Origin of the sequence: Tateyamaria omphalii, from assembly GCF_001969365.1 — a bacterium.
Lineage (GTDB): Bacteria > Pseudomonadota > Alphaproteobacteria > Rhodobacterales > Rhodobacteraceae > Tateyamaria > Tateyamaria omphalii_A.
On record NZ_CP019312.1, the window covers coordinates 1,824,831 to 1,843,007 of the forward strand.

General features: G+C 62.7%; 19 protein-coding genes. 14 read left to right on the forward strand and 5 right to left on the reverse strand.

Annotated elements, in window-relative coordinates:
- Window positions 1-71: 71 nt before the first annotated feature.
- Genes BWR18_RS09085 through BWR18_RS09100 form a run of 4 tightly spaced genes read left to right on the forward strand, consistent with a single transcriptional unit; the run spans window position 72 to window position 2,661 of the window.
- Complete coding sequence (locus BWR18_RS09085) at window positions 72-587, forward strand: DUF1993 family protein (protein ID WP_076627673.1); 516 nt, start codon at window positions 72-74, stop codon at window positions 585-587.
- Window positions 588-608: 21 nt separating this feature from the next.
- A complete protein-coding gene (locus tag BWR18_RS09090; protein WP_076627674.1) occupies window positions 609-1,352 on the forward strand; it encodes an SDR family oxidoreductase in 744 nt (247 codons plus the stop codon).
- The gene (locus BWR18_RS09095) at window positions 1,349-1,780 is read left to right on the forward strand and encodes a hypothetical protein (RefSeq protein ID WP_076627675.1); all 432 of its coding nucleotides are present in this window, start codon (window positions 1,349-1,351) and stop codon (window positions 1,778-1,780) included. The genes BWR18_RS09090 and BWR18_RS09095 overlap by 4 nt, the downstream gene beginning before the upstream one ends.
- Window positions 1,777-2,661 (forward strand): alpha/beta fold hydrolase, encoded by an 885-nt coding sequence (locus BWR18_RS09100; RefSeq protein WP_076627676.1) that lies wholly within the window; start codon window positions 1,777-1,779, stop codon window positions 2,659-2,661. The genes BWR18_RS09095 and BWR18_RS09100 overlap by 4 nt, the downstream gene beginning before the upstream one ends.
- Window positions 2,662-2,767: 106 nt before the next feature.
- Here BWR18_RS09100 and BWR18_RS09105 read toward each other — a convergent pair whose 3' ends face one another.
- Window positions 2,768-3,394 carry a transglycosylase SLT domain-containing protein gene (locus BWR18_RS09105; RefSeq protein ID WP_254684972.1) on the reverse strand — a complete coding sequence of 209 codons (627 nt, stop codon included), beginning with the start codon at window positions 3,392-3,394 and terminating at the stop codon, window positions 2,768-2,770.
- A gap of 345 nt (window positions 3,395-3,739) precedes the next feature.
- Here BWR18_RS09105 and BWR18_RS09110 point away from each other — a divergent pair, with 345 nt between their 5' ends.
- On the forward strand, window positions 3,740-5,005 hold the full coding sequence (locus tag BWR18_RS09110; protein WP_254684960.1) for a hypothetical protein: 1,266 nt from the start codon (window positions 3,740-3,742) through the stop codon (window positions 5,003-5,005).
- Here BWR18_RS09110 and BWR18_RS09115 read toward each other — a convergent pair.
- The gene (locus BWR18_RS09115) at window positions 4,993-5,481 is read right to left on the reverse strand and encodes a hypothetical protein (RefSeq protein WP_157598681.1); all 489 of its coding nucleotides are present in this window, start codon (window positions 5,479-5,481) and stop codon (window positions 4,993-4,995) included. The genes BWR18_RS09110 and BWR18_RS09115 overlap by 13 nt on opposite strands.
- A gap of 120 nt (window positions 5,482-5,601) precedes the next feature.
- Between BWR18_RS09115 and gatB the strand changes: the two genes are divergently transcribed.
- Window positions 5,602-7,116, forward strand: coding sequence for an Asp-tRNA(Asn)/Glu-tRNA(Gln) amidotransferase subunit GatB (gene gatB, locus BWR18_RS09120; RefSeq protein WP_076627677.1), 1,515 nt, complete (start codon window positions 5,602-5,604; stop codon window positions 7,114-7,116).
- Window positions 7,117-7,253: 137 nt separating this feature from the next.
- On the opposite strand, the gene BWR18_RS09125 is transcribed toward gatB, so the two are convergent.
- Complete coding sequence (locus BWR18_RS09125) at window positions 7,254-8,429, reverse strand: class I SAM-dependent methyltransferase (RefSeq protein WP_076627678.1); 1,176 nt, start codon at window positions 8,427-8,429, stop codon at window positions 7,254-7,256.
- An 84-nt stretch (window positions 8,430-8,513) separates the two neighbouring features.
- On the opposite strand from BWR18_RS09125, the gene BWR18_RS09130 reads away from it, so the two are divergent.
- Together BWR18_RS09130 and BWR18_RS09135 are read left to right on the forward strand one after the other, a co-directional pair.
- A complete protein-coding gene (locus BWR18_RS09130) occupies window positions 8,514-8,987 on the forward strand; it encodes a thioesterase family protein (RefSeq protein WP_076627679.1) in 474 nt (157 codons plus the stop codon).
- Between the two features lie 66 nt (window positions 8,988-9,053).
- Entirely contained in the window at window positions 9,054-9,539 is a 486-nt protein-coding gene (locus BWR18_RS09135) for a DUF4177 domain-containing protein (RefSeq protein ID WP_076627680.1), read from the forward strand.
- Between the two features lie 6 nt (window positions 9,540-9,545).
- Here the strand turns inward: BWR18_RS09135 and BWR18_RS09140 are convergent, their stop codons facing one another.
- Complete coding sequence (locus tag BWR18_RS09140) at window positions 9,546-9,803, reverse strand: BolA family protein (RefSeq protein WP_076630223.1); 258 nt, start codon at window positions 9,801-9,803, stop codon at window positions 9,546-9,548.
- Window positions 9,804-9,891: 88 nt separating this feature from the next.
- Here BWR18_RS09140 and BWR18_RS09145 point away from each other — a divergent pair, with 88 nt between their 5' ends.
- From BWR18_RS09145 to BWR18_RS09170, 6 genes are all read left to right on the forward strand, one after another.
- Window positions 9,892-10,518: a J domain-containing protein gene (locus BWR18_RS09145; RefSeq protein ID WP_076627681.1), complete on the forward strand. Its 627-nt coding sequence runs from the start codon at window positions 9,892-9,894 to the stop codon at window positions 10,516-10,518.
- A gap of 155 nt (window positions 10,519-10,673) precedes the next feature.
- Complete coding sequence (gene cobS / locus BWR18_RS09150) at window positions 10,674-11,660, forward strand: cobaltochelatase subunit CobS (RefSeq protein ID WP_076627682.1); 987 nt, start codon at window positions 10,674-10,676, stop codon at window positions 11,658-11,660.
- On the forward strand, window positions 11,657-12,199 hold the full coding sequence (locus BWR18_RS09155) for a hypothetical protein (protein ID WP_157598682.1): 543 nt from the start codon (window positions 11,657-11,659) through the stop codon (window positions 12,197-12,199). The genes cobS and BWR18_RS09155 overlap by 4 nt, the downstream gene beginning before the upstream one ends.
- Before the next feature lie 81 nt (window positions 12,200-12,280).
- On the forward strand, window positions 12,281-14,158 hold the full coding sequence (cobT, locus tag BWR18_RS09160; RefSeq protein ID WP_076627684.1) for a cobaltochelatase subunit CobT: 1,878 nt from the start codon (window positions 12,281-12,283) through the stop codon (window positions 14,156-14,158).
- Between the two features lie 46 nt (window positions 14,159-14,204).
- The gene (locus BWR18_RS09165; RefSeq protein WP_076627685.1) at window positions 14,205-15,995 is read left to right on the forward strand and encodes an aminopeptidase P family protein; all 1,791 of its coding nucleotides are present in this window, start codon (window positions 14,205-14,207) and stop codon (window positions 15,993-15,995) included.
- Between the two features lie 76 nt (window positions 15,996-16,071).
- Window positions 16,072-16,416, forward strand: a complete 345-nt coding sequence (locus tag BWR18_RS09170; protein WP_076627686.1) for a DUF427 domain-containing protein — start codon at window positions 16,072-16,074, stop codon at window positions 16,414-16,416.
- Here the strand turns inward: BWR18_RS09170 and BWR18_RS09175 are convergent.
- Window positions 16,413-18,101, reverse strand: coding sequence for a chloride channel protein (locus tag BWR18_RS09175; protein ID WP_076627687.1), 1,689 nt, complete (start codon window positions 18,099-18,101; stop codon window positions 16,413-16,415). The genes BWR18_RS09170 and BWR18_RS09175 overlap by 4 nt on opposite strands.
- Window positions 18,102-18,177 lie beyond the last annotated feature (76 nt).

Here is an 18,177-nt window from a genome sequence, read left to right on the forward strand (position 1 = left end):
CTTCTGACCAGAAATACCACGGGGGTCCGGGGGTAGAACCCCCGGTCCTGCCCAATCCATCAAGACTGCCCATGGACCTTTACGACGCGACCATCCCACCCCTGAAACGCCTGACCGACGCGGTCGGGCGCCTGCTGGACTGCCTTGACGATCCCGCGCGGCTTGAGGAGCGCCTGGCACCCGACAGCTTTACCGCGGCAGAGCATTTCTGCGTGGCCCTGGGCTATGTCGCACGCACCGTCATGCCACTGATGGGCGACGAGGTGCCCGAGATGCCGATGGACACCGATCCTGGCGCCATCCTCGCCCTCGCCCACGACATGCGCTTTCTTCTGGACCAGCTTGACCGGTCGGCACTGGACGGGGCCGAGCGACGCAAGATCAGCCATGTGGCAGGTGAGGCCGAACTGACGCAGACGGGCCGCGACTATGCCTTGCTCTATGCGCTGCCGAATGCCCAGTTCCACCTGACGCTGGCCTATGCCACGGTGCGTATGGCGGGCGCGCGGGTGGGCAAGGGTGATCTGGACGGATTCCACATATACAGCCCCGGCACCTCCTTGGTATCGGACACGCCGCTGAACTGATTGAACTGGAAAGGTAACTTCATGTCCAAACGCCCTGTCTGCCTGATCACCGGTGCCTCTGCCGGGATCGGGGCCGCCTGCGCCCGCCTTGGGGCTGCTGACTATGATTTCGTACTGGCCTTCCGCAGCGATGTGGACGGCGCGAATGCGGCCAAAGCCTCCGTCGAAGCCGCGGGCGCGACCGCTGTGGTCGTTCAGGGCGACGTTGCCGAGCCAGACGACATCGCAACCATTTTCAAAGCCGTCGACGACACCTTTGGCCGCATCGATGTGCTGATCAACAACGCCGGCATCGTCGACAAAACCGCCAAACTGACGGAGATCGACCACGCCCGCTTGACCCGCATGATGAACGTGAACGTCATCGGCGCCATGCTGGTCGCAAAAGAGGCGGTGATCCGCATGCAGGCCCAGGGCACGGGCGGGTCGATCATCAACATCTCTTCCGCCGCGGCCCGGCTGGGATCGGGCAATCAATATGTGGACTATGCGGCGTCCAAGGCCGCCATCGACACGTTCACCAAGGGGCTATCGGACGAGGTCGCCGCCGATGGCATAAGGGTCATGTCGATCCGCCCCGGGCTCATCGACACCGAACTCCATGCCAAGGGCGGCGAGCCGGGACGCGCCCAGAAGCTCGCGCATATGGTGCCCATGCGCCGCGAAGGATCGGCCGAGGAAGTGGCCAAGGCGATCCTCTGGCTTGCCTCTGACGACGCCAGCTATGTCACCGGCTCCGCACTGGATGTGACAGGCGGGCGATGACACCCTACCGGTTCGAAACGACGGGCCGGAACCGCCGGACGCTGATCGCGTTGACCCTGGTGTGGGCGCTGATACTTGGGGCCATCGCGCTGGTGGATGCCTCGCCGATCCTCATGGGCCTGATCGCCCTTTGCACGGCGCCTGCGCTCTACGATCTGATGTCCGGGCGTGTCTCGGGCCTGACATTGGGGCCGGAGGGTCTGGGATGGTTTGCGGGCCGCCGAACAGGGGACGTCGCATGGAGCAAGATCGACCATATCCGCCTAGACACCCGGCTCGACTTCTCTGTCCGGGCCAGCGTTGTGCTGGTCTCGGGTCGCAAGCTGCGCGTCCCGCTCGAGGCCACACCGCCTGCCGACACGTTCGAAAAGGTGCTGACCGACCGGGGCGTGAGCGTGAAACGGCACCATTTTTCGCTGCTGGGATGAGATGGTGTGCCGCCCTCGCGGCGAGCCTTTGGCTCGGCGCCTGCGCCGTGACGGAAACGGCACCACCAAGCGATCCGCTCATCTTTGATGCCGCCGCCATGGCGCGTGCCGACAGCGTGGTCCTCGGCATTCCGGGTGCCCTCACGTCGATCCGGGTCCTCACGCCCATCGAACGGTTCACGACGCAGGATCGCGCGGTGGCCTATTTCCGGCTGCCCGGATTTGACGGACGGCCCGGCGCAGAAAGCGTGGACCTCGACCGTGCCGCGGCGCGCATCGCGCGGCTGGTGCAGACCCATGATTTGAAACGCATCGACATCGTGGGGCATTCGACCGGCGCCGTCATCGCACTGGAGGCCGCCAAGGACATCCGCGCAACCCGGCCCGCAGTCGATGTGCGCGTCACCGGCATCTCGACCGCCCTGCCCGCCCCGCAACCGATCCTGGCTGGGCTGCGCGGGGCAGCGGGCACCGTCGCGGCAGCGGCACGCGCCCGCAGCCTGAAGCCGCGCGAGGTCTGGCTCGAATATTACCGCCGCCTGGCCTATGGCCCGGATGTGGAAACGGCACCCGAAACCGCACAAGCGGCGGACGCGCTGGTGGCTGCCAATGACGAACGGATCGAACTGCCCGAAAACGGCCTCTACCGCCGCCACACCCGCGATCTGCGGCGCTGGACAAACCCGGATCCGGACGCGCTCATAGGTGCCACGATCACCTTCTATCACGGTGCGGTTGATCCCGTGTTCCCGCGGCGCCCGACACAACGCTTCGTTGATACGCTTCCAGGCGCCGACATCACGTTTGTCGACGGACACGGTCACCTGATCCTGCTGACCTATCCGCAGGTCTGGGACCGGATCGGCGCGACACTCGACTGATCTTCTTCTGGCGAAAAATACTTCGGAGCGCGAGGCAGCGCCTCGCATCACCGCATCTGCGGGACGCAGATGCAAAATACCGCGTGCGCCCCTCAGGGCGCACAATTCAGTCGATGGCCAGGAGCGCCGCCGGTCGGGACAGGGGACGGACGCTGTCCAGCGGCGCACAATAGCGCTGCCGCTTCAACCAGCCCGCCATGTCGGCCCGTTTCGACGCCGACCGCAGCGGCCCCCAGTCAGCCGCCACGCCTTTGCCGCCGCGGCCATAGATCACACCATCGCGCGGCACTGTCACCGCCATGATCCGAATGGCACAACTCAGGTTTGCAGCTCCATTCTTCAGCGCCTCGCCCGTGCCCACATTGCAGCCGTAGCCGCGCGCCGTGGCGGGCAGGATCTGCAGCAAACCGTACCACTTGCCACCCCCGCCCACAGCGCGCGGCTTGTAGGTGCTTTCGTGTTTGGCCAGCGCCGATAGAAATCCCAGCCAGAACGCGCGGCGCACTGCGTCGTCGCCATCGGTGTAGCGCGGGCACCAATCCGCGATATCCGCAGGTACAAAATCAACCAGCTGTTGCCCATGGGTCTTGAGCGCCGACAGCGCCGCGCGGTTCCACAAGATGTGGTCGGGTTGGTGCGTCCAGCGGGTGCGTGGCACATCACCCATACGTGCCGGAGGACGCAGGCCATCATACGGATCGGGCCGATCCCAGGCCGACACCGCCGCAGGCATCAGACCCAAAGCGGCACACAGAAGCAGACGGAGGGCAAACATGGCGCCCAGTATGCAAATTGCGCCCACAGCCTGTCCACCCGTATGAGCGGCGGAATCCCGCAGCTTCGGGCCCTGTGGGCGACAATACGCACGCAGCACGCGCATTGTTAAAACCGGGACGCGAATACTGGGAAAATGATCGGGGACTCGGCCTGAACATGTCTCGGCCTTGCCCCTTTTGTGTCCCAATTCAGAGGCATTTTGGTCGATGTAAACAGTAGTGGATGTGTAATGATGGCTTTTGCAGAACGCTTGATGGTCCCTTTGGTGCAGCTTCGCGTCAGGTTGGCGCGACCGCATTTAATGATGGCGCCGGACGGCGTTCTGCAGGTGCCGCAACCGGGGCGCCGACCCAATCGGGCGCGGCCATGCACCAACAATCAGGCCGAAGCAGAAACCCTGGCCCAAGCGCCACGGCCCGGTGACGTTTCCATCCCCAGCCCCGACCCCACCGCCGAAGACCGCGCCTGTGACATGCACAGCGCCCGCGGGTTGAAACTGGCCCGACTGGACGACTGGGCCAGGTTGAGCGCGGAGATCAAGCGTACGAGCCGGGCGCGCCAAAAGACGCTTGGCGGCACGCCGGTTGCCGAGCTTCTCGCTTTCGGCGCGCGCGCCGATGTGGTGGGTGCGGCCGAACATGCGCTCCTGTCGGGTCGTCCCGATCCTAAAGCGCCGCTGCTTGATGGCATCGAGGCGTTGGAACAGGTTCTGGCCGAACATCCCGAAGATCCGGTCGTCGCCACCATCGTGGCCCACGCGCATATGGACCTGGCATGGGCCTGGCGCGGCACCGGCTGGGACGTCGAAGTGCCAGTCCGCAACCGCGAGGCCTTTGCCGCGCATTTTGACCGGGCCGGTGACATCCTGATGCCCTTCGATGCCAAGGATGCGGATTGTCCCCTGCTGGCCGCTGCGCATTGCACCCTGATCACAGGTCGGGGCGGGTCCCCGCGTGAGGTCGTGTCCCGATACGAGACCTGGATGGAGCTTGACCCCAAGAACGCGCGCGCGTTCCGCGCCATGGGCACGCAGCTGTTGCCGCGCTGGCACGGCAGCTACGACCGGCTGGAACTCGAGGCGCGCCGGGCGGCGGGCCGCAGCTACGATCTTTGGGGCACGGGCGCGTATACATGGGTCATGTTTGATGCCATCGCGCAAGACAGCAAGGCCTGCGCGCGGCTTGATCTGGATTTCTTCCTCGATGGTCTGACTGACATCCTGAAACGCACCCATGACCAGCATACTGTCAATCTGCTGGCCGCCTATTGTGCCAACACGATGGGCGCGACACCGACCGGCCATGACGAGACCGACTATATCCGCATCCAGATCGCAGCCGCCGCCGACGAGATCGTGCGCGAGTATCTGACCGAACTGCATCCGATGCTGTGGGCCCACGCCGCGCGCGGTTTTGACAACGGGTTGCGGGTGCGCTGTGCCGACAAGTTCGCGGCCTCGGGGCAAGCAGATGCGCTGCGCTATCTTAGCCAGCTGTTCCGTCGCGAACTGGCGACAGGCAAGAGCATTGTGTTTACCCAAAACGGGCCGGAGCTTCAGTCCGGCTGAACCCGCCGGACGGCCCCGGACAGAAGCGCACGCGAGTAGACCTTGTGCGCCGACAGCAGGCTATGAAAGACCGGGCCGAGCGTCAGCTTGCCCAACTTTGTCCGTTCCGGCACCACAACGGACCCGAACCGCAGGTGCCCCGCATCCGCCATGAGCCACGACAAGGTCCGCCCCGATCGGTCGGCCATCAAGAGTTCCTGCTCGTTCCGGCCGGACACGGACCATACGGCAAACGCGTCGGCCTGCCCGTCCGCCAGGGCCTGCACCTCGGCATCCGTCGACGGCTGGCGCGCGGCGATGCGCAGCACCAGCCGCTCGGCCTTGAACAAGGGTTGGGTGTAGAAGGCGCGGATGAAGGCCGCCAGCGACACGGGTGCGGAGACCGGCGTTTCGAAGCAGTCGGTATAGTGCGCCTCTTTCATCGCGAAGGGTGCAATCAGCGTGCCATCCGGCACCGGGATTTCGTCGATCTTCATGGTGCCCAGATTGCACGCAGCATGCGCCCTGCAAAGACGCCGCATCGTCGCGCCCTCTTGCGAGCGGTGCGGTGGCGCATTACACGGCAAAAAGCCCCATGATCCTGATCCGGTGAGACCATGCTTGACCTGACCTACGACCTGCCCAAACCCAAAGTCATCTCCGGTGCCAAGCACGACTGGGAACTGGTGATCGGGATGGAAGTGCACGCGCAGGTGTCGTCCAACGCCAAGCTGTTCTCGGGCGCTTCGACCCGGTTCGGGGCCGAACCCAATTCAAACGTCGCCTTTGTGGACGCCGCCATGCCCGGCATGCTGCCCGTCATCAACGAATACTGTGTCGAACAAGCGGTGCGCACCGGTCTGGGTCTAAAGGCGGACATCAACCTGCGCTCGGCCTTTGACCGGAAGAACTATTTCTACCCGGACCTGCCGCAGGGTTATCAGATCTCCCAGCTGTACCACCCCATCGTAGGCGAAGGTGAAGTGCTGGTCGAATTGGGTGACGGCACCGCGCGCATGGTGCGGATCGAGCGCATTCACATGGAACAGGACGCGGGCAAGTCGATCCACGACATGGATCCGAACATGTCCTTCGTGGACCTGAACCGCACGGGCGTCTGCCTGATGGAGATCGTCAGCCGCCCCGACATTCGCGGCCCCGAAGAGGCCGCCGCCTATATAGTCAAGCTGCGCCAGATCATGCGCTATCTGGGCACCTGCGATGGCAACATGCAAAACGGCAACCTGCGTGCCGATGTGAATGTGTCGATCTGTCGGCCCGGTCAGTACGAGAAGTATCAAGAAACGCAGGACTTTTCGCATCTGGGCACGCGGTGCGAAATCAAGAACATGAACTCAATGCGGTTTATCCAGCAAGCCATCGACGTCGAGGCGCGGCGTCAGATCGCAATTGTGGAAGCGGGAGGATCGGTGGATCAGGAGACGCGGCTGTATGACCCTGACAAGGGCGAGACGCGGTCGATGCGCTCCAAGGAAGAGGCGCATGATTACCGCTATTTCCCCGATCCCGACCTGCTGCCGCTGGAGATCGAGCAGGGGTGGGTGGATGATATCGCGGCGGCCCTGCCCGAGTTGCCGGATGCCAAGAAGACCCGGTTTATCGGGGATTTTGGATTGACCGACTATGACGCGTCGGTGCTGACCACAGATGTGGACACCGCCGCCTATTTCGAAGCTGTGGCCGAGGGCCGTGACGGCAAGCAGGCCGCGAACTGGACCATCAATGAGCTTTTTGGCCGTCTGAAGCGGGATGACGACAAGGACATCACCGAAAGCCCCGTGTCGCCTGCCCAGTTGGGCGGGATCATCGACCTGATCGGCAAGGGCGATATCTCGGGCAAGATCGGCAAGGACCTGTTCGAGATCATCTATACCGAAGGTGGTGATCCGGCCGACGTGGTCGAAGCGCGGGGCATGAAGCAGGTCACCGACACGGGCGCCATCGAGGCCGCTGTCGACGAGGTGATTGCAGCCAACCCCGCGCAGGTGGAGAAGGCCAAGGAGAACCCGAAGCTGGCGGGCTGGTTTGTCGGTCAGGTGATGAAGGTGACGGGCGGTAAGGCCAATCCAAAAGCCGTAAACGAAATCGTCGCCAAGAAGCTCAACGGCTAGTCGGCTTTTGGATTGAGTGCGCGTCAGCGTATCCCCAAAGGGATGCGCGAGAGCGGTACCCGGTTGCGGTTGAGCGATCCGTAGGGTGGGCAATATGCCCACCACTCGCCCAAGTTTAGGTTGGCATATTGCCCAACCTACGCCAGCACCTTGGAATAGTGCATCATGCCCGACGGGCAGAGGGCTGCTTCAACGGCGCTCCAAAGCGCAGCGTCGGCACCTGAACAGACTTTTTTGACCGACCTTTTCGCATCAATCCCTGCGATCAACGGCGCCGCCTCTTTTGGCACGGCAAAGGAAAATGCCTCACCGGCGGTATCAATGGTAATGCCGCCATGTTTCGCAACATGCGCGGCTAGCGTATTTGCGTCGACGTCGCGCAGGTGCGGAACGGCATCCAGCTGGCCCAGCGGCGGTGCCATCACCTGCCCCTTGGGCCGCGCGTAGACCACGTGGGTCTTGAAGGTGCCGCGCAGGTCTTCGGCCAGTTGCATAAGGGCGGTCTGATCGAGGTCTGGCGTGTCGTCCAGCAGGGTCGATGGATCATAGAGCATAGGCTCGGGTGAGCCTGCGTAGTCCAATCCGGCAGCGGTCAACGCCCCGATCAGTTCCGTGATCGTAAAGGGGCGGTCCTGGCTGTGCAGAAGCAGGTCATAGAACCCCGCGTCGCCATTTCTGTGATCCACCACCCGTGCGTTGTGTTTGAACGGGTGCGCTTCGGGCAGACGGTCAAAGATGCGTTTCGCCGCCTTGAGTTGCTTTTCGGGTGGCAGATCGGCCAGCAACGCACTGAACGCCGCTTGCAGCGGATAGACCCCGGCCCGGCCATGTGGGGCATAGACCATGAGCCCCATGCCCCCGTCCGGTTTCAGCGCGGCGGCCAGTGCGTCGAACCCGGCCTGCGGCTCGGGCAGATGGTGCAGCACCCCGCAACAGTCGATATAGTCGAACGGACCATACTGGGCGGCATCAAGCAGCGAACCGGTGATGAAGGTGATCCCGGTGAGCTTGCGCACCTCTGCCCGCTTTTCCGCGATCCGGCGCGACGCCTGCGACAGATCGAGATAGGTGATGTCATAGGGCCGCCCGGCATCGGTCAGCTTTTGGGCCAGTTGGATGAGCGCGTCACCTGTCCCGCCGCCCGCAACCAGCGCCCTGAGGGGCTGCGACCAATCGCGCGCGCCGCCCCACAGCCAATGATCCATCTCGACCGGCAACGAGGGCGAGCCGGTGATTAGCCGCTTGCGTTCGTCCGTCGGCTTGCGCTCTGGGTAGGGAAACGCCTCGTATTGGGCGCGGACGGTGTCGGTCATGCTCTATCCGATCAAAGACTGGTTTGACCTTTACCAGCCCTGCCCCTGCGTGCAATCCGAGAGCTGCAGGAAGAGGAGTGCGGGATGCAGGCACCGTTTCAATCGACCGTGATGACGGTCAAGCCGGAGTGGATTGATTTCAACGGCCATCTGAACATGGCCTATTATGGGGTGCTGTTTGATCTGGGGGCAGACCAGATGTTTGACCATTTCGGCTTTGGCCCCGATTATCAGACGCGAACGGGCAACACGACCTATGCGGCGGAGTTCCACGTGCGCTATGTGCGCGAGTTGCATGAAAACGATCCGGTTGTCGTGACCTACCAGCTTGTAGATCATGACGAGAAACGCCTGCACTCGTTTCAGGAGCTGCGGCACGCCGACGGGTGGTTGGCAGCCACGGGCGAGACAATGACGCTGCATGTGGACCAGTCCGGGCCGCGTGTGGCGCCGATGCCCCAGGACGTGTTAGACCGGGTCGCCGCCGTGGCGCGCGCCCATGCGGCGCTGCACAAGCCCGATGCGGTGCATGCAAGCATCGGTATCCGGCGGCGGTAGGGACGGCCCTTTTCTTGGGCCGCTGCGGGCGATATATGCGCCAAACGCAAGACGAAGGAACGCGACATGCCGGGTTGGGAATATAAGGTCGTGCCTGCCCCCACCAAGGGGCAGAAGGGCCAGGGGATCAAGGGGGCCGAGGCCCGCTTTGCCCACGCGCTTGAGACGCTGATGAACGACATGGCCCGCGAAGGCTGGGAATTTCAACGCGCCGAAACCCTGCCGTCGATTGAGCGGTCGGGCCTGACGGGCAGCACGACGGAGTGGCGCAACATGCTGGTGTTCCGACGCGCGGTCAGCGCCCCGCTGGATGATTTCGAGCCGGAGCTGCTGCCGGCTCCGGGCGAGACACCTCAAGTCGAAGCGGGCGCAGGTGACGCCACCGATGCTCAGCAAGATGCCGCTCAAGGGGATGCAGTTTTTGTGCCGGGCCCGGGTGCGACGCAGATGGCCCAGGACAACGGTGTGGAAGAGACGAGCCCGGTATCGGGAATGACCGCGTCGCTCAAGAAGCTGGCAGACTACCGCAAGGGTGCCGATACCAAGGATTAGGGTGCGTCATACGTCCAGATCAAGAGCCAGGGCGTGGATCCGGCCAATCAGGTCAGGGCCCAATGCGGCGTGCACGGCACGGTGGCGCGCGATGCGGTTTTTTCCCGCAAATTCAGGGCTACGCAGCATGACGTTGAAGTGACTTTGACCGGCTGCAGGGGCCCCTGCGTGCCCGGCATGGCTGGCGCTGTCGTCCACCACCTGAATGTCGCGCGTCTGGAATGCAGCCCGCAGCTTGTCTTCGATTTCTTGCCGAACGGTCATTTCGCCTGACATTTTTTTCGCCCACCCTCTTCAATCTCTGGCGTCAGACTCTAAACTTGTGGGCCTGAGTCGGAAAGGACCCCTTCCCATGCCCAAGCCTGATCCTTTTGGTTTCGATATGTCCGTGTCGTCCGCCAAGAAGAAAAACCCGCGCGGACGCAGGGGTATGTCCGGGGCGTCGGAGACATCGACGCGTATTTGTGACGCACCCGGCTGCAACAAACCGGGTCTATACCGTGCACCCAAAGCCCCCGACGTGCTGGACGACTTTTATTGGTTTTGCCAAGAACATGTGCGCGAGTACAATTTGAAGTGGAATTTCTTTGACGGCACGACCGAGGCGGAGATCAACGCCCAGCAGTCCAAGGACAAGGTCTGGGAACGCCAGACCAAGCCCCTTGGCGATCCGGAAGCGCGCGCCTGGGCCCGTCTGGGCATCGAGGATCCGCACCAGGTGCTGGGCAAGAATGCGACCCAGAACCCTGGTCGCGGCGGCACCGCAGCGGCCCGCCGCCTTCCCCCCACCGAAAAGCGCGCCATCGAAATCCTCGAAGCCAAGCCGGACGACACCAAGGCCGATGTGCGCAAGGCTTACAAGAAGCTGATCAAAGTGCTGCACCCAGACATGAACGGCGGCGACCGCAGCCAGGAGGAGCAGCTGCAAGAGGTTGTCTGGGCCTGGGATCAGATCAAGGACAGCCGGAATTTCAAGTAATCCGGTTGCGGCCAAGGTGCGCAGTCAGTGCGCACCCTGCGGCAACGTGGAGTTCAAATTCCCACCGCCCTTCCCCTTGCCCTTTCCCGCCATATGTTGCACCACGATCAGCGCGCCCATCCGGGGCGCGTTTTCTATGCTTAAGGACAGTTGAGATGGCGGACGGCGCGATGGACATCAATGCAAAACCAACCGAGGAAATCTCGGTCCGGGAGGTGTTCGGCATCGACACCAACATGGTCATCAAAGGCTTTGCCGAGAAATCCGACCGCGTCCCCGAACTGGACAGCACCTACAAATTTGATCCCGACACCACGCTGGCGATTTTGGCGGGCTTTTCCCACAACCGACGCGTGATGATCCAAGGCTATCACGGGACGGGCAAGTCGACTCATATCGAACAGGTCGCCGCCCGCCTGAACTGGCCTGCGGTCCGTGTGAACCTGGACAGCCACATTTCCCGGATCGACCTGATCGGCAAAGATGCGATTAAGTTGAAGGACGGAAAGCAAGTCACTGATTTCCAAGAGGGTATTCTGCCTTGGGCGTTGCGCACTCCGACCGCAATCGTATTCGACGAATATGACGCCGGCCGCGCCGATGTGATGTTCGTCATTCAGCGCGTGCTGGAGGTGGACGGCAAGCTCACGCTTCTGGACCAGAACCAGGTGATCAACCCGCATCCTTATTTCCGGATCTTTGCGACAGCCAACACTGTGGGCTTGGGCGACACCACAGGACTGTATCACGGGACCCAGCAGATCAACCAGGGCCAGATGGACCGCTGGTCGCTGGTGGCGACGCTGAACTACCTGTCGATTGACGCCGAGACAGCGATCGTGCTGGCGAAGAACCCGCACTACAACACCGCCGAGGGCCGCAAGACTGTCAAGCAAATGGTGACTGTCGCAGACCTGACGCGGACCGCATTTATGAACGGGGATCTGTCGACCGTCATGTCGCCCCGGACGGTGATTGCGTGGGCGCAGAATGCGGAGATCTTCCGCAATGTGGGCTATGCGTTCCGTCTGTCGTTCCTGAACAAGTGCGATGAATTGGAGCGCCAGACCGTGGCCGAGTTCTATCAGCGCCTGTTTGACGAGGAACTGCCGGAGAGTGCCGCGAGCGTGAGCTTGGGGTGAAGCAGTTGAAGCACAGCTGGACATCCGGCGTGGCATTGCTGTGTGTCGCCATGACTCTCTCAGCGTGTGACGCGCCGCAACCGTCCACGAACAGGGTTACGAAAAAAATAGTGTCTATCCCTTTGCGTATGGAAGCAGCGCGCAAGACTGCTGACGAATTTGAGCAGTTGACCCGCTGCCGCGCTCTTAGTCAGATCGTTGCAATGGGGCGTTTGAACGAGGCGATTGAGGTCGCCCGAGCAAACAAGACCTCCGAACCGCTTGAGCGTCTACCCGAGACATCAACGTTCAAGGCATTCACGAATCTGTCAATGCAGCCTCGGCTTCATCAGGATGGGTTTGCCACAGCTGGTCGAGAGAGACGCGTTAATTCGAATTCTGCAGGATACTCAAACGCGTACAGAGCGCTTTTGGCTCAGATTGATGGCGATGTTGACAGCAAGAATGAGACACAAATCATTTCGCTGTTAGAGAACGATCACGCGTTCTGTAATGACTTGCTCAGGAATTACTTAGCAGGCGGTTCAGCACCGGCTTGAACTAATGGGTCGAGATACCAACTGGCGGGCTTTAGTCAAACCCTCTAGTTTGCAAGTCAGCTGCGATAAGTGAGGCGGAAGATGGCACAGCAAAACGACAACCCCGCCGACCCGTTCAAGAAGGCGCTCGCCGAGGCAACCAAGGTCATGGCGAATGACCCGGAGTTGAATGTGTCCTACTCAGTCGATCCGGCTGGGGTGTCGGGCGACTCTATGCGCTTGCCGCAGGTGTCGCGCCGGATGACCCGCGAAGAGGTTTTGCTGGCACGCGGCACCGCCGACGCGCTGGCGTTGCACCGCCGCTATCACAACGGGCAAACCCATGCGCGCTACTCACCGCAAGGGGAAATGGCACGTGACCTTTATGAGGCGATGGAAACCGCCCGTTGTGAAGCGATGGGCGCGCGCGACATGCCAGGCACCGCCGGCAACATTGATGCCAAGATCGCGAATGAGGCGATGCGGAAGGGCTATGACCAGTGCAAGCAGGCTGCCGATGTTCCTTTGGCAGCCGCTGCCGGGTATCTGGTGCGGCATCTGGCGACGGGGCGTGATCTGCCCTCCGGTGCCGAGAATGCGATGGAGCTTTGGCGCGGGTTCATTGAGGATCAGGCGGGTGGCACGCTCGAAAACCTCGACAACATTCTGGACGATCAGGCGGCGTTCGCGAAATTTGCGCGGCAGGTGATCACCGATCTGGGCTATGGCGATCAGCTGGGGGATGACCCCGATCAGCTGGACGACGATATGGAAGACGAGGCCGAGGAAGGTCAGGACGAGGATCAAGAGCCCGACAGCACCGGGCAGGATGATCAGGACGAAGAGAACGCCGAAGGCACGCCCGAATCCTCGCAAGACGAAACGCAAGATGCCTCCGAGGCACAGGTGTCGATGGACGACATGGCCGATCAGGAGATGGGCGAAGAGGCGGAGATGCCCGAGGGCGAGGCGCCGCTTGAGCCGCCTGCTCCACAGCCTGTGTCCGAAGCCGATCCGGATTATCAGGTCTATCAAGATGCCCATGACGAGGAGATTGGCGCCGAGGATCTGGCGGAGCCGGTCGAGTTGGAGCGGTTGCGCGCCTATCTGGACCAGCAACTCGAGCCGTTGAAGGGGGCCGTGTCCCGTCTGGCCAACAAGTTGCAGCGCCGCTTGCAGGCGCAGCAGAACCGCAGCTGGGAATTCGATCTGGAGGAAGGGACGCTTGATGCGGGCCGCCTGGCGCGGATCGTGGCGAACCCGACCACGCCACTGTCCTTCAAGGTCGAGAAGGACACAGAGTTCCGCGATACCTGTGTAACCCTTCTGCTGGACAATTCAGGCTCCATGCGGGGCCGGCCGATTTCGATTGCCGCCATCTGTGCCGATGTTCTGGCGCGCACGCTGGAACGCTGCAATGTGAAGGTCGAGATCCTGGGCTTTACCACCCGTGCGTGGAAAGGCGGCCTCGCCCGCGAAGCGTGGTTGAACGATGGCCGGCCCAGCCAACCCGGACGGCTGAACGACCTGCGTCACATCGTCTACAAGTCTGCCGACGCGCCCTGGCGCCGGACGCGGCCCAATCTGGGGCTGATGATGAAAGAGGGGCTGCTCAAGGAAAACATCGACGGCGAGGCTCTGGAATGGGCGCACCGCCGGATGGTCGCGCGGCCCGAGGCGCGCAAGATCCTGATGGTGATTTCGGATGGCGCGCCTGTGGACGATTCAACCCTGTCCGTGAACCCCGCGAACTATCTTGAGAAGCATCTGCGCGACGTGATTGCCATGGTGGAACGCAGGCGGGCTGTCGAGTTGCTGGCCATCGGGATCGGGCATGACGTGACCCGCTACTATGACCGCGCCGTGACCATCACGGATGTGGAGCAGTTGGCGGGGGCCATGACCGAACAATTGGCCGCACTTTTTGACAGTGACCCGCGGGCGCGCGCACGCGTCATGGGGATGAAGCGCGCGGGTTGAGATCGGCCCTCCGGGGGCGGTTTACTTTGCGAAATGAAGGTGGATCATGTTCCAGAGTTTTGAGGTCACCGCACGTCCTGAGCAAGGGCCACCGCGCTTGGCTGCCATGCGTGCGGAATTGGAAGCCGAGGGACTGGACGGATTCCTTGTGCCGCGCGCGGATGCCCATCAAGGGGAATACGTGTCGCCCCGCGATGAGCGGCTCGCTTGGTTGACCGGCTTTACAGGATCTGCGGGATTTTGCGTCGCTTTGCGTGACATCGCCGGTGTGTTCATTGACGGGCGTTATCGCACGCAGGTCAAGGCGCAGGTGGCGTCGAACTACACGCCTGTGCCCTGGCCAGAGACGTCCCTGGCCGATTGGTTGAAGGCGCAGTTGCCGGACGGTGGCAGGGTGGGTTTTGACCCCTGGCTGCACACGCCGGGGCAGATCACGCAAGCTGAGGAGGGGTTGGTAGGCACGGGTATTGCGCTGGTGCAGTGCGACAACCTGGTGGACCGGGTCTGGGATGATCAGCCCGGACCCGCGGCGGAGCCCGCGAAGGTGCATCCAATCGAATTTGCCGGTGAGAGCCACGACGATAAACGTGCCCGTTTGGCAAAGGGTCTGCGCGATGCAGGAGCGACCTGCGCCGTGATAACCCTGCCCGACTCGCTGTGCTGGCTTCTGAACATCCGCGGCTCTGACATCCCGCGCAATCCGATTGCGCAGGGTTTTGCCATTTTGCATGCGTCGGGCGCGGTGGACCTGTTCATGGACCCGGCCAAGCTGGTCGAATTGCGCGATCATCTGGGGGATGATGTGACCTGCCGCGCCCCGGACGCGTTTCTGGAGGCGCTGAGCGATCTGGATGGACCTGTTCGCCTTGAAAAATCCTCAGTCCCCGTGATCGTGGCGGATGCCATTGGCGACCGGGTGCAATGGGGCGATGATCCCTGCGCTTTGCCGAAGGCCTGCAAGAACGCGGCAGAGATCGCTGGCAGTGCGGAGGCGCATCTGCGCGATGGTGCTGCCGTGGTTGAGCTCTTGGCGTGGCTCGATGGGCAAGAGCCAGGCAGCTTGCGTGAAACGCAGGTTGTCACAAAGCTGGAACAGTACCGCCGACGCGACAACGCGTTGCAGGACATCAGTTTCGAGACGATCGCGGGCACTGGCCCGAACGGTGCCATCATGCACTACCGGGTGACCGAGGAAACCGACAGCACGTTGGAGGACGGGCACCTGATCGTGTTGGACAGCGGCGGGCAGTATCTGGACGGCACCACCGATATCACCCGCACCATTTCCATCGGCACCCCGCCCGAAGATGCACGCGCCGCGTTTACCCGCGTGCTCATGGGCATGATCGGGATGTCGAGGCTGATCTGGCCCAAAGGGCTGGCGGGCCGTGATATCGAGGTAATTGGCCGCGCGCCGCTCTGGTACGCGCACCAGGATTTTGATCATGGGTTGGGCCATGGCGTCGGCGCTTACCTCTCTGTGCACGAGGGGCCGCAACGGCTGAGCCGCGTCAGCACCGTGCCGTTCCAAGCGGGCATGATCCTGTCCAATGAGCCCGGATACTACCGCGAGGGTGGCTTCGGCATAAGGATCGAGAACCTGATCGTCGTGGAAAAGGCTGAATGTCCGCCCGGCGGCGATGCCCATCGCGAGATGCTGTCCTGGCGCACGCTGACCTTTGCCCCCATCGACCGGCGGCTGATTGTGGTGGACATGCTGGATGTACCATCTCGCGCCTGGCTCAACGCCTATCACGCTGAAACGCTTGAGAAAATCGGGCCTCGCGTCTCGGATGAAACGCGTGTGTGGTTGGAGCAGGCTTGCGCCCCGCTGTAGCGCTGGCCGGGATGTCATTTCTCTGTTACACCTGCGCTTCATCACGATGGAAATGCAATGAGAAGGAGGCGCGGGCATGGCTGATCACATCACGATCCGCAAGGCACCCGGCACATGGACCGTGCGCGCAGGTGGGGCCGTTCTGGGGGAAAGCGCCGCAGCGCTTGAGCTGAGCGAGGGCGACTATCCGGCGGTCATCTACTTCCCACGCGACGACATCGCGATGGCCTTTCTGGACCGCACCGAGAAGACAACCCATTGCCCGCACAAGGGCGATGCAAGCTACTACTCCGTCGTGACGAAATCGCAGACGCTCGACAATGCTGTGTGGTCATATGAGGACCCGAAAGACGGTGTCGCGCGGATCAAGGATCACCTCGCCTTTTACACCACCAACGGGATAACGGTCGAAGAGATCTAGCTGTGTTCCTCTGCCGCCGTTGCTGCGAGCGCGCGGTTATAGGCTTTGAGCGCATCGACATGAAACAGCGCGCCCTGTAGCTCCGGCGCAGCGTTTTCGCCGGTCAGCGTCACCACCGGAATGAAGCGCACCATGGTCCGGTCGAAAATGGGCATCGCGGCCTCCAGCGTGGCGCCCATGTCGACATAGATGCCCTCGCCGATCATCTCCCAACACCGCGCTTCGTCCGCAGCACGGGGATCATCGGGCTTGCGCATCACAGACCCCACGCGGAACATGGCCAGCAGATAGGCTTGCGGCCCGGCGGCAAGGTGCACGCCGCGTCGCTCAAGCTGCGTGAGGAAGAAGGATCGGTCGACAAGGCGCGAAGACAGCGCAGTGGACATGGAGACGGCGACCATGACGGCAAGGCCGGTCTGCCAGTCGCCCGTCAATTCAAAGACGATCAACGTGGTCGAAATCGGCGCACCCAGCACGGCGGCGGCCACAGCCCCCATCCCCGCCAAAGCGTAGAGCGTGACAGAGCCTGAGACATCGGGAAAAATCCCCGTCGCCACCAGGCCAAAACCCAGCCCGGTGAGCGCCCCGATCATAAGCGAGGGAGAGAACACACCGCCCCCCATGCGTCCCGCCATGGTGATGGCGACGGCGGCGGTTTTCATCACGATGAACACCATCACCTCGTTCAGTGCCAACTGCCCGGTCAGCGCCAGCGACGTCGTCTCGTACCCGACACCGATGATATGGGGATAGAAGATCGCCATAGCGCCCAGCAGCGCGCCCGCCACCGCAGGGCGCAGCCAGCGCGGCATACCCGTCCGGGCCTGAAAGGCAGATCCCATGTCATCGGTCCAGAAGATGGCGCGCATCAGCACGACAGCGACCAGTCCGCAAACAAGCCCCAGCAGCAGGAAGGCGGGCAGTTCCTGGTAAAACACCAACTCGTTGGTCTCTGGCGCCATGAATTCGGTCACGTCGCCGAACTCGAGCCGGTTGATCACCGTCCCCGCCACACTGGCGATGACGATGGGGGCAAAGGCGTGGACGGCAAAGTGGCGCAGCACGACCTCAAGCGCAAAAAGCGCGCCCGCGATCGGCGCGTTGAAGCTGGCGGACACGGCTGCCGCCACTGCGCAGCCCAGCAGATCGCGGCCCGTGACCCCATCCGCCTTGATCCAGCGGCACACCTTGGTCGAGATGACGGCGGCCATGTGCACCACCGGCCCCTCGCGCCCCGTTGATCCGCCCGTCGACAACGTGATGAAACTGGCAAAAGCCGAGGCGACCCCCGCCCGCGTGCCCACCTGTCCATCGCGCAGCGCCGCGCCTTCGATCACGTCAGCGACACTGCGGGCGACGCCGTCCTTGGTGAAATTGTGCAGGATCAGACCAGTGATCAGACCGCCGACAATGGGGATGACGAGGATCCAGTACCACGGCAGGGACGAGGCGACCGTGTGCAGGTACTGCACATCCTCCGTGCCATAGAGAAAGGCTTGCAGCGCCTCGATCCCCTTGCGGAAAAACAATGCGGCAAAGCCTGCCGCGATCCCGATGGCAAGTGCGATGAACCAGAACTGCACCTGACTGGGCCCACGATGCCGCAGCACCTGCCAGCCGCCCTTGCACGCGGTGACCGCGAGGTCGAGTTGCTGGGACAGTATGGATCGGTCGGGGGCGGACATGGGGACCGGGCTGCAAAAAAACTGTGGCTGTTCAAGCGTTACGCCGATTGCGGCGGGCGCGAAAGCCCCTGCGGTG